At 68.9% G+C, this 11,947-nt stretch carries 11 protein-coding genes, 1 tRNA gene, 1 other RNA gene and 1 pseudogene; 2 read left to right on the forward strand and 12 right to left on the reverse strand.

Annotated features, from left to right (window positions below):
* The first annotated feature begins 290 nt into the window (after window positions 1-290).
* The gene (locus tag ACXAHD_RS28315) at window positions 291-1,760 is read left to right on the forward strand and encodes an MFS transporter (RefSeq protein ID WP_475054439.1); all 1,470 of its coding nucleotides are present in this window, start codon (window positions 291-293) and stop codon (window positions 1,758-1,760) included.
* Between the two features lie 169 nt (window positions 1,761-1,929).
* On the opposite strand, the gene ACXAHD_RS28320 is transcribed toward ACXAHD_RS28315, so the two are convergent.
* A tRNA-Ala gene (locus tag ACXAHD_RS28320) sits at window positions 1,930-2,002 on the reverse strand.
* 90 nt (window positions 2,003-2,092) lie between these two features.
* Window positions 2,093-2,647 (reverse strand): YqgE/AlgH family protein, encoded by a 555-nt coding sequence (locus ACXAHD_RS28325; RefSeq protein WP_123605053.1) that lies wholly within the window; start codon window positions 2,645-2,647, stop codon window positions 2,093-2,095.
* A 234-nt stretch (window positions 2,648-2,881) separates the two neighbouring features.
* On the opposite strand from ACXAHD_RS28325, the gene ACXAHD_RS28330 reads away from it, so the two are divergent.
* Complete coding sequence (locus ACXAHD_RS28330; RefSeq protein ID WP_281551687.1) at window positions 2,882-3,685, forward strand: S-methyl-5'-thioadenosine phosphorylase; 804 nt, start codon at window positions 2,882-2,884, stop codon at window positions 3,683-3,685.
* Here the strand turns inward: ACXAHD_RS28330 and ACXAHD_RS28335 are convergent.
* The 10 genes and pseudogenes from ACXAHD_RS28335 to ACXAHD_RS28380 form a co-directional block, all read right to left on the reverse strand.
* Window positions 3,647-3,907, reverse strand: a complete 261-nt coding sequence (locus tag ACXAHD_RS28335; RefSeq protein WP_281551688.1) for a hypothetical protein — start codon at window positions 3,905-3,907, stop codon at window positions 3,647-3,649. The genes ACXAHD_RS28330 and ACXAHD_RS28335 overlap by 39 nt on opposite strands.
* 3 nt (window positions 3,908-3,910) lie before the next feature.
* Window positions 3,911-4,885, reverse strand: coding sequence for a hypothetical protein (locus ACXAHD_RS28340; RefSeq protein ID WP_475054431.1), 975 nt, complete (start codon window positions 4,883-4,885; stop codon window positions 3,911-3,913).
* A gap of 124 nt (window positions 4,886-5,009) precedes the next feature.
* Window positions 5,010-5,383: a transfer-messenger RNA gene (gene ssrA / locus ACXAHD_RS28345) on the reverse strand.
* Window positions 5,384-5,506: 123 nt separating this feature from the next.
* A complete protein-coding gene (smpB, locus tag ACXAHD_RS28350) occupies window positions 5,507-5,983 on the reverse strand; it encodes an SsrA-binding protein SmpB (RefSeq protein WP_123603705.1) in 477 nt (158 codons plus the stop codon).
* 173 nt (window positions 5,984-6,156) lie between these two features.
* Window positions 6,157-7,032, reverse strand: a complete 876-nt coding sequence (ftsX, locus tag ACXAHD_RS28355) for a permease-like cell division protein FtsX (RefSeq protein WP_281551690.1) — start codon at window positions 7,030-7,032, stop codon at window positions 6,157-6,159.
* 96 nt (window positions 7,033-7,128) lie between these two features.
* Window positions 7,129-7,809 carry a cell division ATP-binding protein FtsE gene (gene ftsE / locus ACXAHD_RS28360; protein ID WP_123603706.1) on the reverse strand — a complete coding sequence of 227 codons (681 nt, stop codon included), beginning with the start codon at window positions 7,807-7,809 and terminating at the stop codon, window positions 7,129-7,131.
* A gap of 219 nt (window positions 7,810-8,028) precedes the next feature.
* Window positions 8,029-9,144: a peptide chain release factor 2 gene (gene prfB, locus ACXAHD_RS28365; protein WP_281551691.1), complete on the reverse strand. Its 1,116-nt coding sequence runs from the start codon at window positions 9,142-9,144 to the stop codon at window positions 8,029-8,031.
* A 45-nt stretch (window positions 9,145-9,189) separates the two neighbouring features.
* Window positions 9,190-9,705, reverse strand: a complete 516-nt coding sequence (locus ACXAHD_RS28370) for a PadR family transcriptional regulator (RefSeq protein ID WP_123603708.1) — start codon at window positions 9,703-9,705, stop codon at window positions 9,190-9,192.
* A gap of 220 nt (window positions 9,706-9,925) precedes the next feature.
* Window positions 9,926-11,260 carry a serine/threonine-protein kinase gene (locus tag ACXAHD_RS28375; RefSeq protein WP_281551692.1) on the reverse strand — a complete coding sequence of 445 codons (1,335 nt, stop codon included), beginning with the start codon at window positions 11,258-11,260 and terminating at the stop codon, window positions 9,926-9,928.
* 111 nt (window positions 11,261-11,371) lie between these two features.
* Window positions 11,372-11,947: pseudogene (locus ACXAHD_RS28380) on the reverse strand (hypothetical protein); the annotation flags it as partial.

The raw sequence follows: 11,947 nt of genomic DNA on the forward strand, positions 1-11,947 counted from the left end.
GGGGGGGGGGGGGGGGGGGGGGGGGGGGAGGGCGAGTGGGGGGGGGGGTGGGGGGGGGGTTTTGGGTGTGGGGGGAGGGGGGGTGTGACGGTAGGGGCGTGTTCCCCCCCCCCAGCACTGACGTCTCCGGCCAACCGATAAGCGCCACCTATCGGGAGCAAAAAAGCGCCTATCACTCATGCGTCCCACCGATATCTCGCCACCCCTAGCCTCGTATCATGACCTCACGCGACCCACAGCCAGTAGCTGCTCGGACGGACCGAAGGCGCTGGATCGCGCTGGCCATCGTGATGGCCGCAGCTTTTATGGACCTGGTTGACGTGACAATTGTCAACGTCGCCATTCCATCGATCCGTAGGGACATCAGTGCCTCGGTGAGTCAGATCCAGTGGATCGTCGCCGGCTACGCCCTGGCCTTTGCTGTCGGCCTCATCACTGGTGGCCGACTCGGCGACATCTTCGGACGCAAACGACTCTTCCTCCTCGGCATGGCGGCCTTCACCGTCGCCTCCGCCCTGTGTGGCTTCGCCGGTGGCCCCGAGGTGCTGATCGTGGCCCGAATCGCCCAGGGTGCCGCGGCGGCGGTGATGGTGCCCCAGGTCCTGGCTATCATCCACGCCACCTTCCCGCCTCACGAGAAGGGCAAGGTGTTCGGCCTCTGGGGGGCGATCGTCGGACTGGGCGGCATCTCCGGCCCGCTGCTGGGGGCCCTGCTCACCCAGTGGAATCTGTTCGGCCTCGAGTGGCGTCCGATCTTCCTCATCAACCTGCCAGTAGGCATCCTCGCCTTGATCCTCGGAGCCAGGTACATCGAGGATTCGAGGTCGCCGCACGCCCTGCGGCTCGACCTGGTCGGGATGGTGCTCGGCACCCTCGGTCTGCTGATGCTGCTCTTCCCCCTGACCCGGGGAGCGGAGACGGGCTGGCCGGCCTGGGGCTTCATCACCATGATCGCCTCGCTGCCGGTCTTCGCGGCCCTGGTCTGGTACGAGCGGGTGAAGACCCGCCGGGACGGCTCGCCCTTGATCGAACTCTCCCTGTTTCGGATCAAGAGCTTCTTCAGCGGGGTCTCGGTCCATCTCGCCTTCGGCGTCGTGACCGGCCTGTTCTTTCTGGTCTGGACTCTCTACATGCAGGTCGGACTGGGATGGAGTGTGCTGCGAGCCGGTCTGACCGGCATCCCGTTCTCCATCGCGACCACCATCGCCGCCGGGATCTCGGTCCAGGTGCTGGTGCCCCGCTTCGGACGCAAGGTGCTGCAGGCCGGTGCCCTCATCATGGGCGCGGGGATGGTGCTGTACGGGTGGATGGCCGACCGCCTGGGCCAAGAGATCACCTCGTTGCAGATGATCCCTCCCCTGCTGGTCATCGGACTCGGGATGGGGCTGATCGTTGCCCCGTTGGTGAATGCCGCCCTAGCCGAGGTCCCGCTGGCCAACGCCGGTTCCGCATCAGGTCTGATCACCACGATGCTCCAGGTGGGCCAGGCTCTCGGCCTCGCCATGACCTCGGTCTTCTTCTTCGGGGTGCTGACCGACCTGGAGAGTGCCGAGGGCAGCTCCGCCTTCGTGGGCGCCTTCCAGAACACGGTGTTCTGGATCGCCGGCATCCTGGTGGCGATCGCCGTCCTGATGACCGCGCTTCCGGCCAAGGCCGGCGCACCAGCCTTCGATCCTCCCTCGCCGAAGGATCCCACCGCTGCCCCGATCGACCCGACAGACCCGGTGGAGGAGTCCCGGGCGGTTGCCGCCGCCCGCTGACATCCACCTGACGGTTCGGCCCGCGACCCCTGCTCTCAGGGTCCGCGGGCCCAACCCTGAGGGCAGTCAGACAGGACCGCTTGACACCCCGAGCCATTGCGCGATGACAGAAAGAGGCCAGCTGCATTGACAAGCTTCGCTTGAGAATGCCGCCGGCCTCAATTACGGGTGGAGCCGAGGGGACTCGAACCCCTGACCCCCACACTGCCAGTGTGGTGCGCTACCAGCTGCGCCACGGCCCCCGGTCGGCCCGGATCCCCCGGGCACCCGGCAATACTACACACGCCGCCCCGCGCGGTCATCTCGCGGGGTCGGCTCGGCGACGCGCGGGGTCAGTTCATCGAGACGTCGGCCGGGAAGTGGGCCACCGCAGCCATCATGCCGCGCTGGCGGCGCAGCACCATCGGCCACAGATCGTCCGGGCGGGCCATGAACGGATCGTCCGGCAGGCCCTCCAGCACGAACCAGGAGCCGGCGTTGATCTCCTCCTCCAGCTGCCCGGCCGACCAGCCCGAGTAGCCGGCGAAGACCCGGATCCCGGAGATCGACTCGGCGAGCGGCCCCGGGTCGGTCGACAGGTCGACCGTGCCGAGTGGGCCGGCGATGCGGTGGAAACCCTTCACCCGGCCGGTCTGGGTACGGGTACGGGCCAGGCAGATCGCCGACTCAGGCTGCACCGGGCCGCCCTCGAACAGCACCGACGGCTCCCGGGCGAGACTGCTCCAGCCACCCAGCACCTCGGCGACCGGCACCTCGGTGGCCCGGTTCAGCACCACCCCGAGCGCTCCCCCGGCCTCGTGGGCGACCAGCAGCACGACCGTACGGTCGAAGTTGGGATCTTTGAGCGTGGGCGTCGCGACCAGCAGCTGGCCGGTCATCGACGCCATCGACCGTCCCCCGATCCGCTGACCTTCACCGTGCACCTCGACCTCCCGTACCTGCCCGCGTGGCGCAGTCACGACCCGCACGGTCCGCGCGGACGGCGCGGCGACGATCCGCCACGGGTGCCGTGAAAGCCATGCCTGGCACCATAGCTTGCTCGGCAGCGCCCGGTTAAGGTCTAACCGCGGGGGCGTGGCATCGGTGTTTCCGGCCACCCTGCCCGAAACGGGAGGGATCTGATGCAGGCGCAGGCAGAGCTCGCGGTGATCGGCGGATCCGGGCTGTACGCGTTGCTGGACAACGCGACGGAGCACCGGGTGCCGACGCCGTACGGTGAACCGTCCGATCCGATCACCGTCGCCGATGTCGGCGGGCGGCGGGTCGCGTTCCTGCCCCGACACGGCCGCGATCACCGGCATCCGCCACACCGGATCCCGTACCGGGCCAACCTGTGGGCACTGCGCTCGCTCGGCGTACGCCAGGTGCTGGCGCCGTGCGCGGTCGGCGGGCTGCGCCCGGAGCTCGGCCCGGGCACGTTCGTGGTGCCCGACCAGTTGATCGACCGGACCAGTGCGCGGGTGCAGACCTTCTACGACCAGGGTGCGGTGCACGTCAGCTTCGCTGACCCGTACTGCCCGACCGGGCGGTCGGTGCTGCTGCGGGTCGGCGCCGAGCAGGGCCTGCAGCCACGTGACGGCGGTGCGGTGGTGGTGGTCGAGGGGCCACGGTTCTCCACTAGGGCGGAGTCCCGGTGGTTCACCGCGATCGGCGGCGCGGTGGTCAACATGACCGGCCACCCGGAGGCGATCCTCGCCCGGGAGCTGGCGCTGTGCTACACGTCGATCGCCCTGGTGACCGATTTGGACGCGGGCGTCGAGGGTGGGCACGCGGTCACCCAGGAAGAGGTGTTCCGGGTGTTCGGCGAGAACACCGCTCGGCTACGCGCGCTGCTGCTGGCCGCGCTGGAGACCTGGCCGATGGATCGGGACTGCCCGTGCCCGCGGTCACTCGACGGCATCACCCTGCCACTCGAGCTGCCCTGACGGTGCCAGCACCACAACCGCAGCGCTGATCCCGGCGACGTCGAGGCACATCCGGATCCGGTTGCCGGTCGCCGCGTCACCGGCCAGGATCACCGCCTCCCCGGCGGGCAGGTTCCAGGCTCCAGCCGGTTGGCGCTGCCCGGGCAGCCCTCGGTCGAGCAGTTGGGACATGGTCACGGCGGTGTCATCCGGTTCCTGACCCGGGCCGTACGGCTGCGGCATGGCTCAGCCGCCCGCAGCGACGTGCAGTGGGCGACCGGTGAGCGCGTCCAGCACCGTACGGTCACCGAGCGCCTCGTCGAGGGTCACGGTGACCGGATGGAACAGCAGTTGGTCGGTGCACTCCTGTGCGGTGCGGGTCACACCGCCGGCGACCACCACTGCGTCCGCGTACTCCTGGACGAACGGGGTGATGTCGCTGTCGCAGGCTCCGACGCCGAGTCGGTACGCCAACTCGGTGCCGTCGACGCCGGTGAGGTCCTGTGCGGTGACGAACGTGGTGAGGCCGGTCGCGTCCGGCACCTGCGGGTCGGGTGCCGGTACGGCGACCGATTCGGCGACGGCGACCCGGGCGACCGGCCCGTCGAGTTCGGCGACGTCGAACAGCCAGGCGGGCACCTGCGCCGTGCCCCGGCTGGTCAGCAGCTCGACGGTGCCGAGCGTGGCGGCCGTGACGGTCAGCGCCTGGCAGCCGAGCTCACCGGAGTCAGTGACACCGTCGTCCGGGCCAGGTGTGCCGCCCAGGTCGGTGGCGCTGCTGGTCGGGTCGGGGCCAGGTCGGGCCGCGTCGCACTGGGGCGGGTCGCCCTGGCGTAGTTCCGCGTACGCGTCGGCGGCGCTGACCAGCGGTACGCTCAGCGTCCCGTCGGGGAAGTCGACCGTGCCGTCGGCGGGTGTCTCGGTCGACACGGTCAGCTCGGCCCGGTACCACCCGGCGTGGAACGCCTGCTCGGTCTCCGGGGTGAACCCGGGCTCGGCGGGGAGCACGGTACGGCTCTGCAGGGGTGCGTAGCCGGCCAGCCACTCCTGCCGCCCGCTCGCGGTGCGCCACGCCTCGGCGACCTCGGCGGCACGCTGCTGGAAGGTCTCCCAGCGTTCGTCGGCGGACCCGCCTGGCCCGCCGGGTCCGGTCCCGTCGGTCCGCGCGCAACCTGCGATCAGGATCAGTGTTATGCCCAACAGGGCGGTGAAACGGCGCATGTCGGGTCAGACGCACCAGGTTGGCAGCGGGTTCCCGGACCAACTGGGCGGTGGGCTACACATGGTGAGTTCGGGCCGACAATGCAGCCGGCCCACCGCCTGGCGGCGGTGGGCCGGCTGTCGTCCGTGGAGGTGCCGGGAATCGAACCCGGGTCCTTCGGCGTCTTGCCAGGGCTTCTCCGAGCGCAGCTCGCTGTGCCTCTACTCGGCCCCATCGATCACGCGAGCGAGTCGATGTGACGGGCCCAGTCGCGTTTGATCTCGCCGCACGAACCCCGCGACCGGGTTCGCTAGGCCAGCCCTCTCACTGATGCCGGTTACTGGGCCGAAGGCAGTCCCAGACCGACAGACTTGCTACTCGCCTCAGGCGGCGAGAGCGAAGTCAGCGCGCTTGGAGTTGGCGCTTATTGGTTTCCGACGACCGATTCACGAGACGACGTCGGCTTCCTCGGCTCGCTTCCCCTGCCGCAACGTACGAAGTCGAAACCAGTCACCCCCTGGTGTGCGGCGCGGCCCGGAGGTGGTCCGCGTCCTAACCGATCCTAACGCCTCCGGCCCCCGGCTTCATCCCGATTACGGCCGGAAGACTTGAGCCGGCTACGGACAGAAGGTGCTGCTCGGTCAGCCCATCCCCTTGCCACGCCGGCCGACCGCCCGCTGGATCTCCCGGTCGGCGTCCCGCTTGGCCAGGTCCTGCCGCTTGTCGTAGGACTTCTTGCCCCGGGCGAGTGCCAGCTCGACCTTGGCCCAGCCGTCGGAGAAGTAGACCGAGAGCGGGACCAGGGTCAGCCCGCCCTCCCGCAGCTTGCCGAGCAGCCGGTCGATCTCGGTGCGGTGCAGCAGCAGCTTGCGGGTCCGGCGGGGCTCATGGTTGGTCCAGGTGCCCTGGTCGTACTCCGGGATGTGCATGCCGTACAGGAAGATCTCGCCCTGCCGTTCCTGGGCGAAGGCGTCCACCAGTGAGGCCCGGCCGGAGCGCAGCGACTTGACCTCGGTGCCGGTCAGCGCCATGCCGGCCTCGTACACGTCGGTGATGGCGTAGTCGTGCCGAGCCTTGCGGTTCGAGGCGACGACCTTGCGCCCTTTCTCCCGCGGCATGGCTGCCTCCTCTCCGGACCCGGGCGCCGCTGCGCAGACGCGGCGCCGACGGACAACCGCGCCATGTTACCCCGCGACGACGCGCCGGCCGGTACCAGCTTTCCGGTGACCAACCGGCGCGCGGCGGCAGGTGGAATCGGATCGGGTCGAGGTCGAACCCGCAGGTAGGGGCGTCAGACCCGCAGGTAGAAGCGCAGCGTCACCCAGGCGGTGATCGCGCTGACCAGGCCGCCGACGCCGGCCATCACCGGGAACATCAGCAGTACGCTGCTCCACTCGATGGGGGTCAGCAGCTCGGTGAGGTCGCGCAGCGAGCCGTCGAGCAGGAACATCTTACCCAGCACCAGGGCACCGAAGCCGAGCAGCGAGCCGAACAGGCCGGCGACGACGGCTTCGAGTACGAACGGGGCCTGGATGAACCAGTTGGAGGCGCCGACCAGTCGCATCACGGCGACCTCGCGCCGCTTGCTGTACGCCGCGACCTGGATCGTGTTGCCGACCAGCAGCAACGCCGCCACGGCCATGATCGACGCGGCGATCAGCGCCATGCTCTGCACCGAGCCGAGGATGTTGAAGATCTTGTCGAGCAGTCTGCGCTGGTCGACGATCTCGTCGATGCCCTCGGTGCCGTTGTACTTGTCGAAGATCGCCTGGTACTCCTCCGGATCGATCAACTTGATCCGGAACGACTCGGGCAGTTGGTCCGGCTCGACCGCGTTGACCAGATCCGGAGCGTCGGCGTAGAGCGTCTGGAAGCGGTTGTACGCCTCTTCCTTGGACTCGTACGTCACGTTGGAGATCAACGGGTCGGCGTCGAGCGAGCTCTGCAGACTGTCGCGTTGCTCCTCGGAGACGTCGGACACCAGGAAGATCGAGACCTCGATCTGGTCGTAGTAGAAGTCCTTCATCGAGTTGACCTGCAGGTACATCAGACCACTCGCGCCCAGCATGGTGAGCGACACCGCCATGGTGATGATCATGGCGACGGTCATCGTCACGTTGCGCCACAGCCCGACCATCACCTCGGACAGGACGTATTTCGCGCGCATCGGGTTCCTCTTCCGGATCTGCCGCTGGATGGTGGTACCAGGCCGCCACGTGCCGGTGCCGGCCGACACAGGCCCCGGTGGAGCCGTGGTGGCTGGTTAGCCGTAGACGCCGCGAGCCTGGTCGCGGACGATCCGGCCGGCCTCGATCTCGATGACCCGACGCCGCATCTGGTTGACGATGTTCGAGTCGTGGGTGACCATCACGACCGTGGTACCGGTGCGGTTGATCCGGTCCAGCAGCCGCATGATCTCGATCGAGGTGTCCGGGTCGAGGTTTCCGGTCGGCTCGTCGGCGAGCAGCACCAGCGGCCGGTTGACGAACGCCCGGGCCACCGCGACGCGCTGCTGCTCACCACCGGAAAGTTCGTGCGGGTAGCGGTGCTCCTTGCCGCCCAGGCCGACCAGCTCCAGCACCTCAGGGACGACCCGCCGGGCGACCGCCTTGGTCTTGCCGATCACCTCGAGGGCGAAGGCGACGTTCTCGTACGCGGTGCGGTTGGGCAGCAGCCGGAAGTCCTGGAACACGCAACCGATGGAGCGCCGGAAGTTGGGGATCTTCCAGGAGCGCATGGTCGTGACGTCCTTGCTGTTGACGATGACCTTGCCCTGGTTGGGGGTCACCTCGTGCAGCAGCAGCTTGATGATCGTGGACTTGCCGGAGCCGGACGGACCGATGAAGAAGACGAACTCGCCCTTCTCGATCGCGACCGACACGTTGTCCAGCGAGGGCCGGGACGCCTTCGGGTACGTCTTCGTCACTTGCTCGAGCGCAATCACGGGTGGTGAGTCTACGCGGTGTAACGGCTACGCCAAGTCCAGCCTGATGGCGGATGTCTCCTATGTCGGTAATGCGCGAGGTTTCGTACCAGCAAATCCCCGCGAAACCCAGGAAATCAGCCGTCCGGACCGGACCGACACCACCCGAAATGATGGGCTCAGTCACAGGCCGTACATGAGACTTGAGTACGAATAGTAGTTAGACGACTGCTACCGGTATCAGTCCTCGGCAAGTTCCTGTTGCTTGCGCCAGCGGATGCCAGCCTCGATGAAGGCGTCCAGGTCACCGTCGAGCACCGCGGTCGGGTTGCCGGTCTCCTGCTCGGTCCGTAGATCCTTCACCATCTGGTACGGGTGCAGCACGTACGACCGCATCTGGTCGCCCCACGAGCCGGCGGCGTCGGTCTTGAGCCCGGCCATCTTGGCCTGCTCCTCCTGTCGCTTGCGCTCCAGCAGCCGGGCCTGCAGCACGCGCAGCGCGGCGGCCTTGTTCTGCAGCTGGGACTTCTCGTTCTGACAGGTGACCACGATGCCGGTGGGGGTGTGGGTGAGCCGTACGGCCGAGTCGGTGGTGTTCACGCTCTGCCCGCCCGGCCCCGACGACCGGTAGACGTCCACCCGGATCTCGTTCTCCGGGATGTCGATGTGATCGGTCTGCTCGACCACCGGCAGCACCTCGACGCCGGCGAAGCTGGTCTGCCGCCGGCCCTGGTTGTCGAATGGGCTGATCCGCACCAAACGGTGCGTTCCGGACTCAACACTCAGAGTGCCGAACGCATACGGCGCCTTGACCGTGAAGGTGGCCGACTTGAGACCGGCCTCCTCCGCGTACGACGTCTCGTAAACCTCGGTGGGGTAGCCGTGCCGCTCCGCCCACCGCAGGTACATGCGCAGCAGCATCTCGGCGAAGTCGGCGGCGTCGACACCGCCGGCCCCGGCCCGGATCGCCACCAGCGCCTCCCGGGAGTCGTACTCCCCGGAGAGCAGCGTGCGCACCTCCAACTCCTCGATCGCCTTGTGCAACCCGGCCAGCTCGGTGCCGACTTCAGCGACCGTGCCGGCGTCCTCCTCCGCCTGCGCCATCTCCAGCAGCAAGGCCGCGTCGTCCAGCCGGGTGCGCAACGACTCCAGCTTGGCGATCTCCGCGTTCGCGTACGACAGCCGAGAGGTGACCTGCTGTGCCCTCGCCTGGTCGTTCCAGAGGTCGGGGGCAGAGGCAGCCTCCTCCAGCTCCGCCCGGTCGCGGCGCAGTCGATCGATGTCGATGACCGCCTCGATCCGGCGAAGCGTGGCGTCAAGATCTTTGAGCTGGTCGGCATAGTCGGCAGTGGTCACAACCGACAACAATACGTCGTGACCACCGACGACCGGCGCCGGTGGTCAGCCCACCGGTGCGGTCTTCAGCCAGGAGAGTGCGGCCTTGTGGTAGGCGACGGCGAACTCGAGCGCGGCGGCCCCGAAGGTGTCGCCGTTCTTCTTCGCCTCGCGTGCCTGCTCGCGGGCCGCGGCCAACGCCTCGGTGTGATGCTCGCTCGCGTCCGCGTAGACCGTCTTGAGCTGGTCGGCCGTGTGGTGTTCGCCGAACGCCACCCGCAACGCGATCGGGTTACGCACCGAGTCGCGACCCGGGGCGTCGGCCAACCACTTGAGGAACGCGCGCTTGCCGGCCGCGGTGATCGCGTACGGCTGGCTGGACCGCGGCCCGGGCTTGCCGAGCCGGACCAGGCCCTGCTCGGCGAGCACCGGTAGCTCCCGGTACACCTGACTTCTGGTCATCGACCAGTAAGCGCCGAGTCGACGGTCAGCTTCAGCCATCAGCTGCCCGCCTGTCATGGGTCCTTCATGGAGCAGGCCGAGAAGGGCTGCCGCCGTGGGATTGATTCGTACATCCGCCATGCCCTCTACGCTGCCACTTTGTCGCCTCTACGTCCAGGATTTGGCGCGATCCGCGACCAACCGTGTTCTATAGTGCACTGTCTGTGGACGACGGTCCGGTAAGGAAGATCAATATTTACCATCAGGCAGCAAAACGGACAAAGAATATGTTACCCGCAGCAACATGCCCGCGTGTAGGAATCATTAGCGAAGTTTGAAGCATGAAGTCTACTTCGTCTGACTAGTTCGGAGTGTCCGGTCCGGCCACCCCGGACATCGGCCACTGTGGCACCGGGTCCCCGATCCGGAGCCCCAGCTCACCGGGCATATCCTCCGTAAAGCCTGGTGGCTGTCCCGAGTCGGACGGGTGCGGCGTCCCGATGGCCACACCAGACCCAGCCATCCCGCTCGAACCTACCTGGCCGGTGGGACCAACCGAGCTTCCCGACGACGCCCCACCCTCCGGTTCCCCCGGGGACACCGACACCGGCGATGACTTCGCAGCCGGCGGAACCGACGCGCCGACCGGGCCGATCGGCCCGCTGAGCCGACCCGGCTGCGGACCGGTCCCCTGCCCGGCCGCCAGGGTGAGACCCGCCACCACCGCCGACAACGCGAGCCCCGCACCGGCCAACACGCCGAACTGCAGTGCCCGGCGTCGGGGCCGCGCTCCCACCGCAGCCCCAGCGGTGGCCGGAACGTCGCGGGGCCACCAGGTGACCGTATCCGCCGGCAACGCCGGCAACGCCGGCCAGCCGTCGAGCGCCGGCTCCAGACCACGTAACCGGGCGACGAGCGACCGGGCGGTCGGCCGGTCCGCCGGTCGCGCTGCCAGGCACTGCTCGATCACCGGCCACACCGCCGGTGGCAGCCCCGCCGGTGGTACGGGCGCACACCGCCGGTGCCGGGCGAGGACCTCGTCGGCGCTCCCGCCCCGGTACGGCGTACGGCCGCACAGCAACTCGAACAGCACGATGCCGAGCGCATAGACGTCCGACGACCAGGTCGGCGGACCGCCACAGGCGATCTCCGGCGCGGCGTACTCAGGGGTGGCCAGGGTGGCCTGATCCGGAGCCGCCGCATGCCCGGCCCGGGCGGCGCCGAAGTCGATCAGCCGCACCCGGCCCCCGTCCGCCGGTGCCAGCAGGTTCGCCGGTTTGACGTCGCCGTGCGCGATGTCACGTTCGTGCAGGTACGACAGAGCAGTGGCGACCTGCGCGGCGACGGCGACCGCGACAGCCGGTGGCAGCGGACCGTCCCGGCGGACCCGGTGGCGCAGGTCGTCGCCGTCGACCAGGTCCAGAACCAGGGCGGGCAGGTCGCCCACGGCGGTCCGGGCCCGGAGCCGGATCACGTTCGGATGGTTCAGCCGGGACAGCAGAGCGGCCTCGGTGTGGAAGCCCTCCACCAAATCGGGATGCTCGGCGGCCTCCGACCGGAGCACCTTCACCGCCACCGGCACGTCGTCATGCAGATCGTGCCCGCGGTGCACCGCGCCGACCGCCCCACGGGAGAACTCTGCCCCCAGCCGGTACCGCCCATCGAGCGCCTGTCGCGTGCTGTCCTGCCCGTCCACTCGCTCGACGGTAGGTGTGCGGCCGAGGAGCGACGGTCGCCGAACTGACGCTTGGCACGAACCTGGGAGGGATCCGCGTCACTGTGACGGAAAGTTGTCCGACCAGGTACGTCAGCGGATGCCCGCCGAGCCCACCGCCGGCTCGGAATCCCCGGCCGGCTCGGAACCCGCAGCCGGCTCCGCAGCCGGCTGGCCGGGCAACGTCCGGCCGAGGCAGATCAACGCGGTGAACGCCGCGGTGAACAGGACGATCAACGCCGAGTTGATTCGGGCCCCGTCGGCCATGGTCTGGAAGGCCTGGTCGCTTTCGCTGAACGACCGGGCCAGATCGAGCAGTTGGGCACCGCCGACCCGGGTGACCACCTCGGCGATCACCAACAGCAGGCCGGGACCGGCCCCGGCGACCAGGTATCCAGGCCAGGGCAGCGACCGGCCGGACCGGCGTACCGCCCGGTGCAGGTAGCCGAAGATCACCAGCCCGGCGAGGGCACCGGCCAGCAGGGCGGTGACCCAGACCAGTCGGGACTGCGCGGCCAGCACGGATCCGGCGGTGTCGGCGGCTCCGAACAGCTCCAGCAGCGGCCCCTTGGCAAGTTCCCGGGCGGTCGTCGTGCCGGAGCACGCCAACGACGAGAGGGGGGGCGCAGCCAGCCGACAGCACGTACGCCGAAACAACCCCCTCCACCA

This window comes from Micromonospora sp. ABR4_055, from assembly GCF_056160425.1.